The following is a 21,260-nucleotide window of genomic DNA, read 5'->3' on the forward strand; positions in this document are numbered from 1 at the left end:
ATTTTTAATAAAGGAGAACAAAAGCTCGTGCAAAAAAAAGAGATTGCTGTATTTATAGACCGAATTACTCGTGAAAGAGCAACTGGGGATTTATTGATTGTTGGCTGGGCGGTCGATGAGGTGACGAAAGAAATTCCGATCATTAAAGTCGATAAGGACAAAGTATCTGCCGAAGTCACCAATGTTGTTCGTTTGGATATCAATCATTTATACAATCTGGATGTGAAAACACCAAGTGGTTTCAACATCCGATTATCTGGAAGAATGAAAGGTAAAGCGATTTTAGATTTCCAAACAAAATCCCATCAAAATGGGATCGCGGTGAAATTGAATGGTCGTTATCCGTATGACGATGGCCTTGAAACAAACTGGGAAAAGAAAAAAAGATTGCTTCAAAAAGGATTCAATTATGCACGGACACACGGAGTGAAAAAAGCGATCCGACGTGTCAAGTTTGAAATGAAACCAGCTTCTGTGAATTATACCGAATGGATCAAACGTCATGAACACTTTGATCTCCAAAAGCAACGTCAAGATGCTAAAGGATTTGAATATCGTCCATTAATCTCAGTACTTATGCCAGTCTACAATGTCGAAATCAAATGGCTGGAAAAATGTATTGATTCTGTTTTAAAACAAACGTATGATCACTGGGAACTATGTATCAGTGATGATGCATCAACTGATCCTAAAATCAGAAAATGTTTAGAAAAGTATCAAGCTAAAGATCAACGAATCAAAGTCGTTTTTAGAGAAAAAAATGGGCATATCAGTCTAGCGACCAATTCTGCTTTGGAAATGGCAACAGGAGAGTTCATAGCGTTGTTAGATAATGATGATGAACTACCGCCTTATGCGTTGTTTGAAGTCGCAAGCGTCTTGAATCAGCGTCCTGAACTTGATGTCATTTATAGCGATGAAGATAAAATCGACGCAGAAGGTCAGCGTTTTGATCCTCATTTTAAAGCGGATTGGTCACCAGATACTTTAATGGGCAATAATTATATTTCACATTTAGGGGTTTATCGTACCAGCTTAGTTAAAGAAATCGGTGGATTTAGAAAAGGATATGAAGGTTCTCAAGATTATGACTTGGTACTACGAATCACTGAGCAGATCCCAGCTGATCACATTTATCACATTGATAAAGTACTGTATCACTGGCGCACGATTCCAGGATCTACTGCCAGCAATGGTGAAGCGAAGAGCTATATTTATGATTCTGGAGTCAAGGCATTGACTGATGCACTCGATCGTAGAGGAATTAAAGGAAAAGTTCGTCCTGGACGAATCTCTGGTTTCTACGAGGTCAATTATGAAGTGCTGCAAGAAGACTTAGTTAGTGTCATTATTCCCACTAAAAACGGATATGATGACTTAAAACTATGTATCGACTCAATTATTGACAAAACAACCTATTCCAACTATGAGATCATTGTTGCTGATAACGGTAGTACCGATCCTAAGATGCAGGAACTATTTAAGGAATACCAGCAACGACTAAACGAACGTTTTATAGTGGAATTGATCGATATACCTTTCAATTATTCTAGGATCAACAATCTAGCGGCAGAAAAAGCAAGTGGCAAATATTTATTGTTCTTAAACAATGATACGGAAGTTATTGAGCCTGAGTGGATGACCAATATGGTTGCCTATGCGCAATTTGATCGAATTGGCTGTGTCGGTGCCAAACTTTACTACCCAGATGATACGACACAACATGCTGGTGTGTTAGTTGGTATTGGTGGCGTTGCTGGTCATGCGTTGAACAACTATGACCAAACACACTGTGGTTACTTTGGTCGGTTAGTCATCGATGTCAATTACTTAGCGGTAACAGCTGCCTGTATGATGGTCAAAGCCAGTGATTTTCATGCGGTCCATGGCTTTGATGAAACATTAGCAGTCGCTTTCAATGATGTGGATTTATGCCTGAAAATTTATGAGCTAGGTCGATATAATGTTTATGCCCATCAAGTTGAACTTTATCATTTTGAATCAAAATCAAGAGGCTATGAAGATACGCCTGAGAAGCAAAAACGTTTTGCAGGTGAGATAAAGAAAATGCAAGTGAAATGGCCAGGATATATCAACCATGATCCTTTTTATAACGATAATCTGACAAAAGAAGGAATTGGAGATTTTTCATTAAGACCAGATTAATTAAGAAATGAAAATAGAAACTATCATGCAATCAGTTAAGAAAGCATGGTAGTTTTTTTTCGTAAAATGAGATATTAAAAGCAAGCGTTATAATTGTAGAGCAGTAGTTTTTTGTAATTCTGTTACAATTTGTTTATTCACTAGGCTTTTAAACCCTGCTATGGTAAGATAATAGGTGCATTATTTTGTGATTAGGAGTGTATATATGAATAAAAATGGGGAATGGAGTGCTGCAAGACGAATATTCATTATTTTAATGGATGTTTTGATGTACAATGTAGCCATATATAGCAGTTTCTTACTGAAATTTCATGGGGAAATACCCATGCGGAATTTTGAAACTTTTCAACATTCAGCAATCTTTATTTCTGTTATATTTATTGCCTTGAATATCTTATTGGGCGTATATGTTTTTTATAATCGAACGGTCAGCGATATCGTGTTTGTCACGGTTATTGGTCAAGTCTTAATGACATTGGGGATCATGGTCGTCACCTTTGCTGGACGCTGGTTTGCTTTCCCACGAGGCGTAATTTTACTGTCATTTGTGCTAGCGACCATTTTATTGAGTCTTTACAGAATATTAATCTATAAGTTGTACTTGAAAGTCAGTCGTGATAAGAAAGTCGTGATCGTTGGATCAGAAAAAGATGTGGCACCGGCCATACAAAATTTCAGTTCTAAAAAAAATAATAAGCATAAAGTAGAAGCGGTTGTCATCGATCACTACTATGAAAATGTGAAAAAAATGATTGATCAAATGGATATCGTCTATCTGGCTTCACATATTGAAGAAGCAGAAAAAGTAAAAATCTATCAACTAGTGACAAAAAATGAGAAGAAATTATTTCTCAATACGACATTTGAAAACTTAACGATGATCAATCCAAACATCATGAACTTTGAAGATGAAAGTATTATTGAAGCTTCAGGCTTCAGGATTCCACCAGAATATGAATTATTCAAGCGGTTGTTTGATATTATCGTTTCGTTGATTTTACTGATCATAGCCTCACCTTTCATGTTATTAACTGCTATTTTAGTAAAAGTTACTTCACCGGGTCCGGTTATTTATAAACAAATTCGGATCACTAAAAATCAAAAAGAATTTTCAATCTATAAATTTCGCTCGATGACTGCGACTGCAGAAGCCAAATCAGGACCTGTTTTGGCTAAGAGCAACGATGCTCGTGTCACTCCAGTGGGTAAATTTATCCGAGCAGTTCGTTTTGATGAATTACCACAAATCTTTAATGTATTAAAGGGAGACATGTCGATCGTTGGTCCTCGACCAGAACGTCCTTTCTTTGTTGATCAATTCAATGCGGAAAATCCTTATTACTATTTGAGACACAATGTACGTGCTGGGATAACGGGTTATGCGCAAGTTTATGGGAAATACGTATCAGATTACAACAGTAAATTACGGTTTGATTTACTTTACATCAAGAAATATTCTTTATTGCTCGATTTAAAAATATTATTACAAACCATTAAAATTCTTTTTGATAAGATGTCTTCTCAAGGCTTGGAAGAAGATGAGAATGTTCATTCATTGGCAGAGATTGCTTTTCCAAAAGAGAAAATCTTTCGCTAGTTGAGAGGTAGTGAAAAATGAGTAACCCAAAATTTAGTATCGTCATACCCATTTATAATGCTGAAAGCACGATTGCTCGTACGATCGCATCTTTAAAAGAATTTGATTTTACTGATTATGAAGTTTTGTTAATCAATGATGGTTCGACAGATCAAACGGAAGCAATCATTACGAGACTTATTGAGAACGACCCTAAATTTCGACTGATCACAACGGCTAATCAAGGGCCTGGTTTAGCAAGAAATGAAGGGATTATGCAAGTCCAAGGAACTTACATCTTATTTTTTGATGCGGATGATACGCCGAAAAAAGAAGTTTTATCTGATTATGACAAGCTTTTAGCTAAACATCCAGACACCGATTTGATCGTTAGTTCGTTTATCTTTCGAACGATGGACGGAGAACAGATTATTTCAGAAAAAGAAAATTTAGTGACGGAGCATCATTATCAAAGTCATGATAGTTTTATAAAAGACATGTATCGATTAATGAACGATCAGTTGATGTATGTAGTTTGGAATAAATGTTATCGAAGGGATATTTTAAAACAGAATCAGCTTCTTTTTAAAGGATACAATAGCTGTGAAGACCGTATTTTTAATTTGCATTATTATAAATATTGTCAAAATGTCCTGATGAACCCGAAAATTTCTTATATCTATGAATTTGAAGGTGGCAAAGGAATCACGAATCAGTACCGTCCCAATAAATTTAGTACCTTCAAAGAGTTCTACCAATTAGCAAATGAAGTGACGAATGAAGTCGATAAGCCAGGAATGGCAGCTCTCCATTTAAAAGGAACGACGTCGGTCATCTTTTCTATCTATGGCACTTCGACACGGACAGCAAAAGAAAAAAAAGCTGAAGCAAAGCAAATATTAACGGATCCAACTATTGTTGAGGCGAAAAAAATTGCTTGCACCGACTCTACAGTAAAAAAAGTAACGAAGCAATTGTATAACCTGCCTTGTTCATTCTTTTTAACTGCTGTACGCATCGGAAGTTTTGTTGAAATAAAGATGCCAGGATTGATGGCAACACTAAAACGAGTGTATTAAATAAGCGACCGGAATAGCAGGGTGATATCATTTGCTTTTCAATCGAAATAAAAAAGCAGTGACAGCTGTCATGGCTTTATTCTCACATTTATAAAAGTGTTAGGATAACAGTTTCTTCTAACACACTATTTATTCGAGTTTGGGTCTTTAGGTTTTCCTTTTGACCCACACTCTTTTTTTGCAAATTTAGACAGATTCTATTTCGGATAAAAAAATAGTTATGATAAAATAAAAATAGAGGGAGCTGTAAGTATGTATAGTAATGATCCTGAATTAAGAAATGTCCAGCAGGTAGTGTTAGAAATCGCTCAATATTTTGTCGATTTTTGTAATAAACACGACCTACTTTGTTATTTTTGTGGCGGTGGCTGTATTGGCTCTATCCGTCATCAAGGTTTTATTCCTTGGGATGATGACTTGGATTTTTTTATGCCTAGACAAGATTATGAAAAAATAAAAGAACTATGGCCAAAATATGCTGATGTTGAACGCTATCCGCTATTGGTTGCTTCTGAGAATTACAATGATCATAATTCATTTATGACCATTCGAGATGCAAATACCACATTTGTCAAAACGTATCAAGAAGGAATGGCTATTCCTCATGGTATACCGATTGATATTTTTCCTTTGGACGGTGCGCCTGAAAAAAGTGCGCAACGGAAAATCCAAAAAATGTGGGCGCTCGTTTATGCATTGTTTTGTTCTCAGGTTGTGCCCGAAAAACATGGGGGAATGATGGCAACAGGTAGCAAGGTGCTTTTAAGTACGTTCTCTTCGCCCAAAATCCGCTATAAGATTTGGCGTTTTGCAGAAAAACAAATGAGTAAGTACTCATTCGGATCGACACCTTATGTCACAGAATTATGTGTCGGACCTAAATATATGGGAAATATTTACCATTTGGAAGATTTTAAATCAGCGATTGTTGTTCCCTTTGAAGAGACAAAAATGCCAATTCCTGTTGGGTATGACCGCTATTTGAAACAGGTCTTTGGTGACTACATGCAATTGCCCCCTGAAGAAGAACAACAGCCTCATCATGAAGCTGTTCTTGTTGATACTAAAAAAGCTTACAAAGTAAACGATACAGTATGAAGGAGAAAAGAGATGAAACGGATTTTTTCTGGTGTACTTTTATGTACATTATTATTAAATAGCTCTATTTCCAATACTTATGCAATTGAAAATATAGCTAAAACTTCTCAATCTAGTCAAGAACAGAAGGCTATGAATGAAGTGGGAACTGAAGAAAAGCAAATGAACGACTCGTCTGATTCAGCAACACTTACCACAACTAACGATACAAAACAATCGGATAGTTCGACAACTACGGAAACATCTACGGCTGAGACTTCTTCGACAGAATCCAGTATGACCAGCAGCTCGACAATCCCCACTCAAGAAAGTACCAGCACTTCGGGTTCCGAGACCGCCAATTCTACGAGTGATTCTACCCAGGACCAGACAGATGCCAATCAAGTTGATCCAAGAGAAGATGCTGAACTCGGGAAAAGAGGGACAAATCATAAAAAAGGTACTTATGCCATGCAACCGTCTGGAAATCAGTATGGGATTATGTCGAGAATGATGTATCCTGATAATGTATATGCAGATAATCCCAATTTACCAAGAAAAGACTTCATTGATGTCGCTAGTTGGAATGGGACAATCTCTGTTGCTGAGTATCAAAAAATCAAAAGTTACGGGGTAACGGGAGTAACCGTCAAGCTCACCGAAGGAACATCATATACTAACCCGTATGCGCAAAGCCAAATCAACAATGCTAAAGCTGCGGGGCTTAGTGTGTCTGCTTATCATTACAGCGTGTATACATCTGTTCAAACAGCTCAGGCAGAGGCAAAATATTTTGCACAAGCAGCGTCAAAATTAGGTTTGCCCAAAAATACGATCATGTTTGATGATGCAGAAGATCCCAACTTGATTTCCGAAGGACGTGATACACAAAAAAATGCTTTGGCTTTCAATCAACAACTAAAAAATCTTGGGTATTCTAATGCTGCACTATATCTTAGTAGAGGTTGGCTAGATAGTGGGTACATCAATCCTGCTCCTTTTAATAAAGAACGTATATGGGTCGCACAATATCCTTATACACCAACACAATCGATGCAGTGGAACAATGATTATGGTGCTTGGCAGTGGTCGTCTCAAATGTTTTTCCCAGGTTTGGCAAATTATCAATCTCGTCCTTTTGACATGTCGATGATTTACAGTTCTTTTTTTGGAACACCAAATACAGGAACCGGACCTGACCTAAATAAATATTATACGACAAATCCTGGAAGAGTCATCGTCAAGAAGGATGATTGTTTTTACAATGATGTGAATTTTACCAGTCCTGGAATGACTGTTAAGGAAAATACTTTAGTTACTGTGAAAAGTATTCAAACAACCGCTAGTGGGATTCCACGCTTATTTACAGATCACGGTTATTTAACAGCAAATAAATCATATGTTGTAGCGGCTCAAAGCAATATTGATTCTTATTTTACAACGAATCCTAAAAAAGTCCGTTTGAAGACCGATGATTATTTTTATGCAGATACAGCTTTTACCCAGCGTTTGAATAAAGTCACGAAAGGTACAGTGGTGGAAGTAGAAAGCTTAGCTTACACGGACTCTGGTATTTTCCGATTAAAAACAAAAAATGGCTATTTGACTGCGAATAAAAATTTGGTCGAACAGTATCGTGATATCTCTGATATGTACTATATGACAAATCCAGGACAAGTCATTGCTCAGACAAATGATCGTTTTTACCAAGATGTCGAGTTTACAAAACCAGGAGAATCAGTCTCAGCTGGTACGGTCATCAAAGTAACGGGAATTGAAAAAACAAAGAGTGGGATACCTCGATTAAAAACAAATAAAGGCTTTTATACAGCAAATAGAGACTACGTGATCGCAACTGTAGCATCAATTGATAATTACTATACGAAAAACCCTATTCGAATCGTCATGAAAGCCAATGATACTTACTATCGAGACACAGACTTTCTCCATAAAGGAAAAGCAGTGACGAAAGGGTCGCTTGTCTCTGTTACAGGTGTCGTATATCGTGAAGGTCAAGTACCGCGATTGCTTACGCCCGATGGCTATTTGACGGCTAATAAAGAGTATGTGCAAGAAGTGCCAGATAATATCTCAAACTATTATTATAGTAATCCAGGATATGTGGTCATGAAGACAAATGATACGTATTATCATGATGTCAATTTCAGTCAAAAAGGGGAGGCAGTCTCTAAAAATGAATTGATTGAAGTGCAAAATGTGGTATTTACAAGTGGTGGAATCCCACGGTTAAAAACGGCAAAAGGCTATTTGACAGCAAATAGAGGTTATGTAACACAATTAGTGAGTGACAGTGATAATTACTTTATCGAAAATCCAAGAAAAATTGTTATGTTGAGGGATGATCGCTATTATTCTGACATAGACTTTAAACAACCAAGTACCGCAATTGCGAAAGGTACGGTGATCGATGTCTTAGGTATCGAGTATACAGCTGGCGGAATCCCACGATTAAAAACCAATAAGGGATATGTTACAGCTAATAAAGGGTATGTTACAGCTGCTGCGAATGCAAATGATAATTATTTTGTGACGAATCCTAAAAGAGTTCAACTGTTGATGAATGATTACTACTATAAAGATCTCAGTTTTACGCAAAAAGGAGCAGCAATTAGCAAAGGAACGATCGTAGAGATCCAATCAATCGAATATACCCCATCAGGACTTCCACGATTAAAAACAGCTAATGGTTATGTGACTGCAAATAAAATGTATGTTCAAAAAGTAAACTAAAAATAAATAAAACAACACATCAATCGAATGTTCTATCATTCTTTTGATGTGTTGTTTTTTTGTATAATACTTATATTTCACCGAGGCTCAGTGGAAAACATTGAAAGTTATTGGCAGTTGTGAGAAAATGTAAAAGGTTAAATATGGTTTTTATTGAACGGATAGTGAAATAATAGGCAAGTTTTCAATACCTATTTAGTATAAATACACATAAAAGAAAGGAATTTATCTCATATGATTACAGCTATAATTATTGCCGGTGGCGTTGGCAAACGAATGGGGCAGGATATACCAAAACAATTTATTAATATCGAGGGGAAGCCCATCATTATTTATACATTGGAGTCATTCCAACACCATCCACAGATTGATCGAATTCTTGTTGTATGTAAATCAGGTTGGGAAGAAACCATGTGGGCTTATATCAAAGAGTTCAATATCAGTAAAGTCCAATGGGTGATTACTGGCGGATCTAAAGGACAAGAATCAATCAATAACGGTGTACAATTTTTAAAAGATTATTCAGAGGATGATGACACAATTATCATTCATGACGGTATCCGTCCATTGGTGGATGAACTCGTCCTATCAGATGTGATTGTGAAATGTAAGGAATATGGAAATGGTGTGACTTCATTACCGTATAATGAACAGATTTTTATTAAGAAAACCGAAGAAACGACACAACAATATGTGGATCGTAATACGTTACGACGTGTTTCAACTCCACAAGCATACCAATATGGTAAATTACTTTCTGCTTATAATCGGGCGGTCAAAGAAAATATTGGAATGACAGACTCATCTTATACCAATACGATGATGGTGGACTTAGGTGAAACCTTGTATTTTGCGGCTGGTTCTGATAAAAATATCAAATTGACCACAACCGATGATTTAGAGCTTTTCAAAGCATATTTAAAAATGAAAGATTAGGTGAAGAGGATGTCTTTAATAAATAATCCACTATATAAAGATGATTTGCTGAAGGTAGTCGAACATACTCCTGATTTAAAAAGTTTGGATGGTCAATCTTTACTCATGATTGGTGCCTCAGGTATGATTGGTTCTTTTTTAGTCGATACGTTAATGTTAGCAAACCAGTATTTAGGGGTTAATATTAAAGTATATGCAATGGGAAGAAATCGTCAAAGATTGGAAGAACGATTCTCTCCGTATATCTCTGATCAAAATTTTGAGATCATCGAAGGAGACGTGACAGATCCGTTGCCTTTTTCTATTAAGGCTGACTATATCATCCACGGTGCAAGCAATACCCATCCAAAAGCTTATGCAACCGATCCAATTGGCACGATTATGACGAATCTTGCAGGTACAGAACAAGTATTGAAACATGCTGTAGCAACAGAACCGAAAAGAGTGCTTTTCCTTTCAACTGTAGAGATCTATGGCGAAAATCGTGGAGACGTTGAAAAGTTTTCGGAAGATTATTGTGGTTATATTGATTGCAATACTTTACGTGCCGGCTATCCGGAAGGTAAGAGAGTCAGTGAGTCCCTTTGTCAGGCATATATTGCGAAGCATCAATTAGATATTGTGATTCCAAGATTATGCCGTACATTTGGCCCAACGATGTTGTTATCTGACTCTAAGGCTTCTTCTCAATTTATCTTGAATGCAGTGCATGAAGAAGATATTGTATTAAAGAGTGAAGGAAACCAGTATTTTTCCTATATTTATGTAGGTGATGCTGTTTCAGCGATGCTTCATCTCCTTATTCACGGTCAGATTGGAGAAGCTTATAATATCTCTAATGACAGTTTTGATTTGCATCTAAAAGAGCTTGCTCAAAAACTTGCTGAAATTAGTGGGAAGCAAGTCATTTTTGAATTACCTGATGCAATTGAACAACAAGGCTTTTCTAAAGCAAATACGGCTATTTTAAATAATGAAAAAATTAAAGATACTGGCTGGTTCCCGATCTTTAGTCTAGAAGAATCACTGAAGCATACAGTACAGTTAGTTAAGGATGAAATACATGTGTGAAATTAGTATCATCGTACCTGTTTATAAAGTTGAAAAATATTTAAAAAAATGTGTAGATTCCATTCTTGCTCAGACTTTTTCCGATTTTGAACTGATTTTAGTGGATGACGGTTCACCTGATAATAGTGGACGTATTTGTGATGACTATGCAAAGAAGGATGCTCGTGTACGGGTCGTCCACAAACAAAATGGTGGATTGAGTAGCGCAAGAAACGCGGGAATCGAAGTAGCCAAAGGAAAATATTTGGGCTTTGTTGACAGTGACGACTATATCGCAGAAGATATGTATGAACTTTTATATAAAGCAATCATCAAAGAAGAGGCAGACTTATCGATCTGTGGTATTTATGATGTCTACGAGGGAAAAGATCCGATAATCAAACCCACAATCAAAAAAACAGTAACTGCTGAAGAAGCGTTATTATTAATTTTACAAGGAAATATCATCTCTGTTCATGCAGTGAACAAACTCTATAAGCGAGAACTGTTTTCAACTATCCGCTATCCAGAGGGGAAATATCATGAAGATTCTTTTATTATTGTAGATTTATTGAATCAATGCCACAAAGTAGCCATTGATTCTGAACAAAAGTACTATTATTATCATCGTCTTGGAAGTATCAATACAGAAAGTTTTTCAGAAAAACAATTTGAATTTATTGAAGCTTGGGAAAACAATGAAATAAAGCTCAAAGACCGAAGTCAAGAAATCAAAAAAGCAGCACATCAACGTGTTTGTTTTGCTAACTTTTTAGTTCTCGATAAGATTATAGTAGCAAACGTAACGGATCGTCCGGAAACAAAAGAAATCGTAAGTTATTTAAGACATAACTTTCGATTCATTATGGAGAATGAGATATTTACCAAGAGTCGTAAGTTTTCTACATTACTCTTAATGATTAGCTTACATTTATATAAGTTTCCAGTAGAATTTAGAAGGAAACATATAACTAAAACTAAAGATTAACCGTTACGGTGATTGATCTTTTATACTAATGGAGGATAAAATGTTTACTAAATTTTCAAAGCAATTCCATAGTATAGGACAAAAAATAGCATTGCCCTATATTGTTTTTTTTGAGCTTGTCTTAATCTGTCGGATGGTTAGTGTTTATTCCACACTACCACCAAAAATCGATTCCATCTTTTCGATGATTATCATGTTATTATCAGGAGTCATTTTCCTTAGCCACTTTTTACCAATGATTCTCGAAAAAAAGAAAATAAAAATTGAATATTGGTTAATTGTTTTTATAGTAATTTTAGCAATCAGTACATTGTTGAATCGAGAATATGCTTTCACGGAAAACATCAAACTGATTATTTGGCAATGTATCTTTTTCTTTTGTGTATTTGAAGTGGGAAGAGAAAATAACAAAAAACTATTTACTGTGTTTGAAACGATTCTTTTAGTTGTTTGGTCTGCACTTGTCCTATTTTCTCTTTATTTGTTTTTTGCTCGTGTAAGTTTTTCTACGCCAGTTAAATCATTGTATTATGGCATGCGAATCGGTTTTTTTGAAAATCGTCTTTATGGGATTTTTGTTGATCCAAACTATGCGACAACTATTTCATTGGTTTGTATTATTTTTGCCCTTAGAAAAGCTATTTTTAATCAAAAGCTATGGGTGAAAGTTCTTTCTATTTTTGTTATGTTTGTTCAATTTAGCTATATTTCTCTCTCAGGTTCAAGATCTGGTATGATCCAATTGGTAGTTGCGGCCTTTTTTGGTGTTTTCTTCTTTTACTTATTTTATCAGTCGAAAAAAAATCAATCGTTAGTATTGAAAGTAGTAGGAGCAACAGTCCTAGCTGCGATTAGTTCAGCCGTTGTTTTTGGTGGCGTATCATTGATGAAAACAGGTTACGTCAATGTAGCAAACCGTGTGGAAATCACAAGTCCTAAGGTCGTTGACTTTTTTGAAAAAGATTCAGAGAAAAAAATTCCTGACGAAAAATTGGTCACTACCGAAAGACCGGATGTTGTTGAAAATAAAGATATTTCTAACAGTCGTTTTGCTTTATGGAAAAGTGCAACTGAATTGATGCGACTTGAACCCATTTTCGGAACAACACCAAAAGGTTTTGTGGCAATTGCCAAAGCTAAAATCCCAGAGACTCATATTGCTAAAACTGGGCAAACACCTCACAGTGCCTTTTTCTATCTATTAGCAGCAACTGGTATCTCTGGAACAATTGTTTTTGTCCTGTTTTTACTATCAAAAATGTGGCAGTCTTTGCGGATTCTATTTGCTACAAAGCAAAAAAATTATCTAGAATTTCTGATAGATAATCAAATTGTGTTGATCATCTTAGTCTCTAGTTTATTGATTACTGAAATTATACTAACTAGACGTTCTGCAACATTTATTTTCTGGTTGTATTTAGGAAAACTGCAATATGATTTCGATCAACAAAAACAATTGAACAGACTGGAAAAATAATTAAGGTAATAGGAAAAATCCTTGCAGAGAAACAAAGGATGCAAGGATATTTTCTATTATTGGTCAATTTGATGATCAAAGGCAAATAAATATTCCCGTTCGTTAGTAAAAAATTTAATTGGATATAGGAGACTTCTTATGAGAGAATTAACAATGGCAGAGGTACAAAAAAAAGCAGTTGATATTTTAGTTTATATTGATAAAATCTGTCGTGAAAACAACCTAAAATATACCATATTTTATGGAAGTCTGATTGGTGTTGAACGCCATCAAGGTTTTATCCCTTGGGATGATGATATTGATATCGTGATGCCCCGACCAGATTATGAAGAATTGCTTTTGATCTTAAAAAATGATACAAATTACAAGTTGTTGTCCTTTGAAACAAGAGAAAATTTTAGATATCCATTTGCAAAAGTGATTGACCCAAAAACTGTAGCTAAAACAAAGCAGTTTTTTAGTGGGGAAGAACCTGATTTAGGCGTTTTTGTTGATATTTTTCCTATTGACGGCATTCCAGATTCTGCTACAGAACGTCAAGCTCTAAGAGAGACAACAGAGAATTATCGTCTAAACTTAATGGACACTTTGGGATTAGCTTATGCTCGAAGCTTTGATTTTTTGAAAGCAGTCGTAAAATTAGTAGTGCGTTATCCTCATCATAAAAAATTATTGAAAATCGGAGATAATGTCTATTGGCAAAAAAAATATCAAGAAGCTGCTAAAAAAATCCGATTTGGAGATACGGACACATGTGGTTATTTAGAATGGATTCATATTGATTGGGGTGTTTTTCCAACGCAATGGTTTACTGAATATGAAGACGTCGAATTTGAAGGACACAAAGTAATGGCTATCAAAAATAGAGGAGATTTTCTTACATTGCGTTACGGAGATTACATGACAATGCCACCGGAAAATGAACGCGTGACACACCATCCGTATAACTTTTACGAAAAATAGCCTCTCGAAATGGTTACAAAAAGTAAGACGAAACAACAAAGTAGCATCTCTAATACTATATCTTAGAAGGAGTGAAGTAAATGCGTGAAAAACTGCAAACAACTGTTGTAATGGCTACATATAATGGCGAAAAAAATATTATAGAACAGCTCAATTCTTTGAAAAATCAATCTCAAAAAATTGATGAAGTTATCATAAAAGATGATTGCTCAACTGATCAGACAGTCAATATTGTACGAAAATTCATTGAAGAAAATCAGTTACAGGCTACCTGGCAATTGATTGTTAATGAAGAAAACGTTGGATGGCGAAAAAACTTTTTTAAACTGCTGGATTTAGCAAGTAAAGATGTTGTGTTTACTTGTGACCAAGATGATATTTGGCATGAAAAAAAGATTGAAGAAATGAGTCGTACTTTTGCGAATCAACAAGTTCAAGTTTTAGTATCAGATTATCATGAATTAGTAGAGCCAGGTGGTTTAGCCGAAGAGTTAAAACGGGTTGATACAGAAAAAATAGATGGACAATCAGAAGAACGAGTGGTTTTTAATGAAAACAACTTATTCCTAAGACGTCCAGGCTGTGTCTATGCTATTCGCCAAAGCTTTATTGCGAATGTGATGCTTTATGCTTCAAGAATGGAGAATGCAGTCCATGATATGTCCATGTGGGGAAGTGCTGTTTTAAGCAATGGGTTATTTCTCTTAAGAAAACCGTTGATTGAATGGCGTAAACATGGTCAAAGCTCTTTTAAAAAAGAAATTGACCAAGCAAACAAAGTAACAGCCTACCAAAAAAGACTAAATACGTTACGACGAAGATTGCAACGTGTACATGCAGCGAATAACTATTTAGCTAATTTAACTGATATAGATGATTTTGAGAAGAAACAAAAAATGCTCTTGTCAATGATTGATGAACTAGAAATGCGTATTGCTATATTAGAAAAGGAACAGTTATCAACAATTCTTGCTTCTTTCTTCCGCTATAAGCGTAAATTTTATTTTGGTACTGATATCTATCATCTTATAAAATATAAGTCAGGAAAGTGAGGTATCAGCATGAACCATAAAGCAAAAGCTGTCGCAAAAAATCTATATTATACCGTAGCAGCTAACTTTGCTACATTAGGTATTTCTGTCCTTTTAAATTTATTTGTTCCAAAATTATTAGGAGTGACTGAATATAGTTATTGGCAACTCTATGTCTTTTATTCTTCTTATGTAGGATTCTTACATTTTGGTTGGATTGATGGTATTTACTTGAAAATCGGTGGAGAAGAGTACAAAGACATTGATAAACGTTCTTTAGGATCGCAGTTTTGGTATTTAGCGATATTTGAATTTTTTGTTTCGATTTTCGTTATTTTATGGGCTTACTTCTTTATGCCTGGAGAATACCAAGCACTGATCTTGATTTTGACAGCTGTTGTTTCTGTAGTGACTATCGTTAAAACATTTATTCTCTATATTTTCCAATCAACAAATAGGATTAAAGAGTATGCACAGTTATCAAGAAATGATCGCTATTTATATGTTGTCTTAATCGGTATATATTTTGCCACAGGTGGGCGGGAATTTTACTGGTTGATCATTATGGATATCATTTCAAAATTAGTGATTACAATTTGGGGAATGACCCGAATAAAAGATATGCTACAAGTTAAAATGATTGGTCTAAAAGAACTAGTACCTGAAATCTTAGATAACATTAATATTGGTAGCAAATTAATGTTGAGTAGTATTGCCAGTATGTTAATTATGGGTACGATCCGTTTCTTTGTTCAACAACAATGGTCAATCCAGACTTTTGGTAAATTATCTTTTACTTTAAGTATCTCTAATATGTTTTTGACCTTTATCAATGCGGTGGGGATCGTCATGTTCCCGCTTTTAAGAAGAACAAATCGAGATCGTCTCTCTTCTTTGTTTCAAACACTAAGAGGTGTATTTGTTCCTTTGACGTATGCTATTTTGATTTTTTATATTCCAGCAAAAATCGTTTTAGGCATGTGGCTACCTGAATATGAAGTTAGTTTAAGATTCATGGGGATCTTATTTCCAATCGTTATCTATGAAGGAAGAATGTCCTTATTAATCAATACCTATTTGAAGACATTGCGTAAAGAAAAAACGATTCTAATGGTAAACGTCTTGACGTTGACCTTATCCTTACTTCTTTCTCTATTCGTCATTTTCATCATAGGGAATTTAAACTTAACTGTCGGATTAATACTTGCTAGTTTAGCATTCCGTTGTAATTTAGCTGAATTTTTCTTGTGTAGAGATATGAATATTAAAATTGGTGCTAAAATGTTTTTAGAAACCTGTCTAACTTTATTATTCATTTTTAGTAATCTTTGGTTTGATGGCACTTATATGAGTATGGTTGCCTATATTGTGATATATATCATTTATTTAGTGATTGTCCATCGTGGTTTTTTGAGCGACTTAAAAGATTTGCGATACTTAGTCAAAGATCATTAATATAAAGAAGACAGTGAGGGACTGTGACAAAAGACTTGTCACAGTCCCTTATTCTTGCAAAAGGTGATAGAGAAATACATCCTTGACCAACTTCTGCCAAGGCAATAACAAAGAAGCAGCGTTTAAATAAGAAAAATATTATCTACTATTAGAATATTTTATGCATGGTATGGTTTTCTTGTTAGACAGGAGATAACTATTGGAAAGGGAACAATTAGTCTATGATCGCTCTATTTAGGGCATATATATAAGATAGTATTCTCAGAATAAACGTGTTACACTAAACTTATCTTTTATGTAAATCAATAATTGGAGTGAAAATAGTGGAAAAAATATTGATTACCGGTGGGGCTGGTTTTATCGGTTCTACCTTAGCCAATCACTTAGGTAAAGAAAATGTAGTGATTGTTGTTGATGATTTATCAATGGGAAAAGTAGAAAATCTTGAGATGGATAGAAACATCACGTTCATCGAAGGTGATGTAGCGGATTCAGTATTGATGGAAGAAATCATCCGTGCCAATCAATTTGACTACATTTTCCATTTAGCGGCAGTTGCTAGTGTGGCAGATTCGGTTGCCCGACCAGTAGAAACACATCGAGTTAATTTTGAAAGTGTGCTGATGCTGTTAGAATTGGTCCGGAAATATCAACCAAACTTAAAACGAATCGTATTTAGTTCTTCAGCAGCAGTTTATGGGGATGAACCAACTTTACCAAAAAAAGAGGAATCCATTATTCGTCCATTAACCCCTTATGCAATCGATAAGTTTGCAGCTGAACAATATGTTTTGGATTACTGTCATTTATATGATGTTCCAGGAAGTGCAGTTCGTTTCTTCAATGTTTACGGACCAAACCAAAACCCAAATTCACCTTACAGTGGTGTGATTTCAATCTTAGTTGATCGTTATAAAAAACAATTAGCGGGAGAAAAAACGTCATTTACTTTATATGGAGACGGTAGCCAATCAAGAGACTTTGTCTATATCGATGATGTGATCCAAGCTTTACTTCTGGTAGCTAACAAAGAAGCGGCTTTAGGCGAACAATTTAATGTCGGAACGGGAAAAGCAACTACATTATTAACATTGATCCAGACGATTGATCAAATTTTAGAGACGGAATTAGCTTTAGAATATCAGCCAGAACGTTCAGGAGATATTCACGATTCATTAGCAGATATTTCTAAGATTCAGTCTATTGGTTATCTACCAAAATATGATGTATTAAGTGGTATGAAAAGCTATTTAAAAACTGAAATATAGTGAATAATAAGAGTCGACAGTTCTTATTCGTACACTTGAAAAGTGGATGGAACGAAATCTTAAACTTTGAGAAATAGAACTATGATAGTCGGCTAAATACAGTCGCCATGCAAAAGTCAGATAACATTCTAACTTTTACATGGCGACTTTTTTTAATAAAAAAATTTTTGAACTATAACGTACTTAATTTTTGGGACGATAATCTTTTTCGTTTTCAGGATTAATTTTCTTCTAATATCTTGGCCCCTTCAATTAAATTATAAATTCGATTTCGCAAGTCTAGAGCAGTTAATTTTATTTTTTTATCTGATTGGTCGTTGCTTTCCATGACAACCGCATCTTTCAAATCACGTTTGAAAACAGCGACTGAATGGAAACGATTGATGTTTCCTTGTGCCAAAACATAATCATTACCACAATAGACACCACCACGATATGGGTGGCCAGTAGGACTGGGTTTCCATAATGTAAAAAGTAATTTCTGTGGGATCATTTTACCTGATAAAACTTTAGTGAAAAACGTATTTAAATCAAGCACCGACATACTGATATTTCCAGTCCCTAATTCATTATGGATCGCTGTTTGCGATTCAGTTAATGGCTTCCAGTAATCATCACTAGCAGACATCTGATAGGAAACGGCATGATGCGGAGAGTTTTTGACTTGATCATAAAAAGCGGTCTGTTTCAAATCCAAAGGTTTGATAATCTCATTCTCTACTAATTTTTCATAAGGTTGGTGAGTTAAGTTGATTAAAATACCCGCTAAAATTGTAAAGTTTAATGGTTCATAACGATAAGTATGGTAGTCAACTAATTTTAGATGTTGAACCGCAAATTGAACGACTTCTGTATCTGATAATGGGGTAGTAGGTTTAGCTGTAGGTTTCAACCCAGATCTCATATAAAGTAGATCTTCAATGGAAATCTTTTGACTATTCGAAATTTGAGGATAAAACTTAGCCAATTTCGTATTCAAAGAAAGGTGTCCTAATTCTACTTGTTTGAGAATTAACAGAGCTGTCATCGCTTTTTGAATCGAGCCAATTTGATAGTAAAGATAAGGGCGGTTTAACTGATCATTTTCTTTGTTCGCATAACCATAGCCACGCTCAAAAATCACATGATTATTTTTCTTTACATAAATTGAGCCAATGTAATCATGTTTAATTAACAGGTGGTTGATTTTTTCTGATAATTTTTTTTCTTCAGGTGTAAGCGATAATGTCTGTTTAGGTTTTAGTGAATCAGAATCATTTCTAGCTTGTTCTTTCGTATAAATACTCCATCCTATAATCATACCGGTGGAAAGTACGCTGATACTGAGCAATACTAGAATGATAGAGAAAAAAGGAAATGACCCTTTTTTTGCATGTTTGCCTTTTTTTATCATTGTGTCATAAGGTCCTTTCATTTTCGCTAATAGTTAAAATAACTATTGTATTTATTGATATTAATTTTAATCTGTTTTTATTTGATTTACTACTTACAATTTTGATAGAATATTTAAATAAATTAATTCACGTCAATCAAAATATCATGTATAATAGATGAAGTTACGAAGTTGATAGTAAGGAGGAGTTGTTTTGTCAGAAAACAAACAACGTCCAGAAGAGAAAAAAAACAGATCAGACCAATCTGCTGAAAAGAATGCAGTCATTAATCAGAGAAAAAATTTGCGGAAAAAAGAAGAAAAAATCGTTGGTAAAATCATTTTAGTGATCGTTTTGACGTTGCTAATCATTGGAGGCGTCCTTGGATTCACCATTTACCGCTATGTGGATAGCGGGTTGAAACCATTGGATCCTAAAAATGATCAACTTGTTCAAATTGAAATACCTAGCGGTTCATCAAATAAACAAATAGGTGAGATACTCGAACAAGATCAAGTGATTAAAAGCGGCATCGTGTTCAATTACTATACTAAATTTAAAAATATGACTGGCTTTCAAGCTGGATATTATCAAATGGCACCAAATATGACTTTGGATGAGATCGGAAAACAATTGCAAGAAGGTGGCACCTCAGAGCCAACTAAAGTAGCAGATGGCAAAGTCGTGATACCGGAAGGATACGACATTGAACAAATCGCTGCTAGAGTAGCGAAAGTCACTGGAAAAGATAAACAAGAATTTTTAGATTTGATGAAAGATGAAACGTTTTTCAATGAGCTTTATAAAAAATTCCCAGATTTATTGGACAGTGCGAGCAAAGCTCAAAATGTCAAATATCGCTTAGAAGGTTATTTGTTCCCGGCTACTTATGATTACTACAAAAAAATGTCGTTGAAAGATTTAGTCGTTCAGATGGTAAACAAGACAAATAGCGTGTTACAGCCTTATTTTACAACCATCAAACAAAAAAATATGACGGTTCAAGAAGTCCTGACGTTGGCCTCATTAGTTGAAAAAGAAGGGATTAAAGAAAACGATCGTAAAAACATCGCCCAAGTATTTTTCAACCGTATCAAGGCAGATATGCCTTTACAATCAGATATCTCTGTTTTATATGCCTTGGGAGAACACAAAGAAACGGTATCTTATAAAGATACGGCTGTCGACTCTCCATATAATCTATATACGAACACAGGCTATGGTCCTGGACCATTTGATAACCCTAGTGAAGCAGCTATCGAAGCCGTATTAGAGCCGACTCAAAATGATTACTACTATTTTGTGGCAGATATCAAAAAAGGCGATGTTTATTTTGCAAAAACTTACGAAGAACATTTGGAATTAGTTGATAAATATGTCAATAATTCGTAGAATAGTATTTGTATCATCGACTATTTATTTAAAATAGAAAAACATTTACATTTTAGGAAAAGCGTGGTAATCTTTTTTGGATTATATTCCTCAAAAGATTACTTTTTGCGGTATTCCATAGATCAAGAAGGAGACGTTATACATGGTTGAGAAAGTTTACCCGATGACTCTAGAAGGCAAAGCCAAACTAGAAGAAGAATTAGAACAATTAAAAACAGTTAAACGCGGAGAAATCATTGAACGCATTAAAATCGCTCGTGGATTTGGTGATCTATCTGAAAACTCAGAGTATGAATCTGCTAAAGATGAACAAGCGTTTGTTGAAGGTCGAATCACAACAATCGAAAATATGATTCGTTTTGCTCAAATCATTGACAATGACGGTGTTGATGCAGATGAAGTATCAATTGGTAAGACAGTAACATTTATTGAATTACCGGATGGTGAAGAAGAAGAATACACAATCGTAGGAAGTGCAGAAGCTGATCCATTTTCTGGTAAAATTTCTAATGATTCACCAATTGCTCAAGCTTTGATTGGTAAATTAGTCAATGATGAAGTAACGATTGCTACCCCTGGTGGCGATATGTTAGTTAAAATCGTTAAAGTAGAGCAAGCATAAGAAATACTTGAACAAAAATGAAGTTGTGACATCTACAACTTTGAGCAATAAGCCGA

Annotated in this window: 16 protein-coding genes; 15 read left to right on the forward strand and 1 reads right to left on the reverse strand. The window is 35.1% G+C overall.

Going from position 1 to position 21,260, the window contains the following annotated elements:
* The first annotated feature begins 27 nt into the window (after positions 1–27).
* The 13 genes from IGK21_RS04095 (at position 28) to IGK21_RS04155 (ending at position 17,817) form a co-directional block, all read left to right on the forward strand.
* Positions 28–2,166, forward strand: a complete 2,139-nt coding sequence (locus tag IGK21_RS04095; protein WP_181914860.1) for a glycosyltransferase family 2 protein — start codon at positions 28–30, stop codon at positions 2,164–2,166.
* 205 nt (positions 2,167–2,371) lie between these two features.
* Positions 2,372–3,763, forward strand: coding sequence for a sugar transferase (locus IGK21_RS04100; RefSeq protein ID WP_010738174.1), 1,392 nt, complete (start codon positions 2,372–2,374; stop codon positions 3,761–3,763).
* A gap of 17 nt (positions 3,764–3,780) precedes the next feature.
* The gene (locus tag IGK21_RS04105; RefSeq protein ID WP_181914861.1) at positions 3,781–4,821 is read left to right on the forward strand and encodes a glycosyltransferase family 2 protein; all 1,041 of its coding nucleotides are present in this window, start codon (positions 3,781–3,783) and stop codon (positions 4,819–4,821) included.
* Positions 4,822–5,073: 252 nt separating this feature from the next.
* Positions 5,074–5,919, forward strand: coding sequence for a LicD family protein (locus IGK21_RS04110; RefSeq protein WP_010719733.1), 846 nt, complete (start codon positions 5,074–5,076; stop codon positions 5,917–5,919).
* Positions 5,920–5,931: 12 nt separating this feature from the next.
* Positions 5,932–8,649: a DUF5776 domain-containing protein gene (locus IGK21_RS04115; RefSeq protein WP_181918545.1), complete on the forward strand. Its 2,718-nt coding sequence runs from the start codon at positions 5,932–5,934 to the stop codon at positions 8,647–8,649.
* A 234-nt stretch (positions 8,650–8,883) separates the two neighbouring features.
* Entirely contained in the window at positions 8,884–9,585 is a 702-nt protein-coding gene (locus IGK21_RS04120) for an IspD/TarI family cytidylyltransferase (RefSeq protein WP_010719731.1), read from the forward strand.
* A 9-nt stretch (positions 9,586–9,594) separates the two neighbouring features.
* Positions 9,595–10,656 carry an NAD-dependent epimerase/dehydratase family protein gene (locus IGK21_RS04125; protein ID WP_010719730.1) on the forward strand — a complete coding sequence of 354 codons (1,062 nt, stop codon included), beginning with the start codon at positions 9,595–9,597 and terminating at the stop codon, positions 10,654–10,656.
* On the forward strand, positions 10,649–11,623 hold the full coding sequence (locus IGK21_RS04130; protein ID WP_010719729.1) for a glycosyltransferase family 2 protein: 975 nt from the start codon (positions 10,649–10,651) through the stop codon (positions 11,621–11,623). The genes IGK21_RS04125 and IGK21_RS04130 overlap by 8 nt, the downstream gene beginning before the upstream one ends.
* A gap of 40 nt (positions 11,624–11,663) precedes the next feature.
* Entirely contained in the window at positions 11,664–13,100 is a 1,437-nt protein-coding gene (locus IGK21_RS04135; RefSeq protein ID WP_010738170.1) for an O-antigen ligase family protein, read from the forward strand.
* Between the two features lie 138 nt (positions 13,101–13,238).
* Positions 13,239–14,063 (forward strand): LicD family protein, encoded by an 825-nt coding sequence (locus IGK21_RS04140; RefSeq protein WP_034698873.1) that lies wholly within the window; start codon positions 13,239–13,241, stop codon positions 14,061–14,063.
* 80 nt (positions 14,064–14,143) lie between these two features.
* Positions 14,144–15,115: a glycosyltransferase gene (locus IGK21_RS04145; RefSeq protein WP_096709483.1), complete on the forward strand. Its 972-nt coding sequence runs from the start codon at positions 14,144–14,146 to the stop codon at positions 15,113–15,115.
* 9 nt (positions 15,116–15,124) lie between these two features.
* On the forward strand, positions 15,125–16,549 hold the full coding sequence (locus tag IGK21_RS04150; RefSeq protein ID WP_010738167.1) for a lipopolysaccharide biosynthesis protein: 1,425 nt from the start codon (positions 15,125–15,127) through the stop codon (positions 16,547–16,549).
* 323 nt (positions 16,550–16,872) lie between these two features.
* A complete protein-coding gene (locus IGK21_RS04155; protein ID WP_096709297.1) occupies positions 16,873–17,817 on the forward strand; it encodes an NAD-dependent epimerase/dehydratase family protein in 945 nt (314 codons plus the stop codon).
* A gap of 220 nt (positions 17,818–18,037) precedes the next feature.
* Here IGK21_RS04155 and IGK21_RS04160 read toward each other — a convergent pair whose 3' ends face one another.
* Complete coding sequence (locus tag IGK21_RS04160) at positions 18,038–19,207, reverse strand: serine hydrolase domain-containing protein (protein ID WP_438719469.1); 1,170 nt, start codon at positions 19,205–19,207, stop codon at positions 18,038–18,040.
* A 196-nt stretch (positions 19,208–19,403) separates the two neighbouring features.
* Here IGK21_RS04160 and mltG point away from each other — a divergent pair, with 196 nt between their 5' ends.
* Together mltG and greA are read left to right on the forward strand one after the other, a co-directional pair.
* Positions 19,404–20,582 (forward strand): endolytic transglycosylase MltG, encoded by a 1,179-nt coding sequence (mltG, locus tag IGK21_RS04165; protein ID WP_010738164.1) that lies wholly within the window; start codon positions 19,404–19,406, stop codon positions 20,580–20,582.
* Positions 20,583–20,724: 142 nt separating this feature from the next.
* Positions 20,725–21,204, forward strand: a complete 480-nt coding sequence (gene greA, locus IGK21_RS04170; protein ID WP_010719721.1) for a transcription elongation factor GreA — start codon at positions 20,725–20,727, stop codon at positions 21,202–21,204.
* Positions 21,205–21,260 lie beyond the last annotated feature (56 nt).

The sequence above is a fragment of the Enterococcus sp. DIV1421a genome, assembly GCF_051711025.1.
GTDB classification, from domain to species: Bacteria; Bacillota; Bacilli; order Lactobacillales; family Enterococcaceae; genus Enterococcus_B; species Enterococcus_B hirae.

Coding starts and splice junctions, on each gene's coding strand:
- IGK21_RS04130 (WP_010719729.1), top strand. CDS start 10,649: ATGTGTGAAATTAGTATCATCGTACCTGTTTATAAAGTTGAAAAATAT.
- IGK21_RS04145 (WP_096709483.1), top strand. CDS start 14,144: ATGCGTGAAAAACTGCAAACAACTGTTGTAATGGCTACATATAATGGC.
- greA (WP_010719721.1), top strand. CDS start 20,725: ATGGTTGAGAAAGTTTACCCGATGACTCTAGAAGGCAAAGCCAAACTA.
- IGK21_RS04150 (WP_010738167.1), top strand. CDS start 15,125: ATGAACCATAAAGCAAAAGCTGTCGCAAAAAATCTATATTATACCGTA.
- IGK21_RS04135 (WP_010738170.1), top strand. CDS start 11,664: ATGTTTACTAAATTTTCAAAGCAATTCCATAGTATAGGACAAAAAATA.
- IGK21_RS04105 (WP_181914861.1), top strand. CDS start 3,781: ATGAGTAACCCAAAATTTAGTATCGTCATACCCATTTATAATGCTGAA.
- IGK21_RS04140 (WP_034698873.1), top strand. CDS start 13,239: ATGAGAGAATTAACAATGGCAGAGGTACAAAAAAAAGCAGTTGATATT.
- IGK21_RS04120 (WP_010719731.1), top strand. CDS start 8,884: ATGATTACAGCTATAATTATTGCCGGTGGCGTTGGCAAACGAATGGGG.
- IGK21_RS04100 (WP_010738174.1), top strand. CDS start 2,372: ATGAATAAAAATGGGGAATGGAGTGCTGCAAGACGAATATTCATTATT.
- IGK21_RS04125 (WP_010719730.1), top strand. CDS start 9,595: ATGTCTTTAATAAATAATCCACTATATAAAGATGATTTGCTGAAGGTA.
- IGK21_RS04110 (WP_010719733.1), top strand. CDS start 5,074: ATGTATAGTAATGATCCTGAATTAAGAAATGTCCAGCAGGTAGTGTTA.
- IGK21_RS04115 (WP_181918545.1), top strand. CDS start 5,932: ATGAAACGGATTTTTTCTGGTGTACTTTTATGTACATTATTATTAAAT.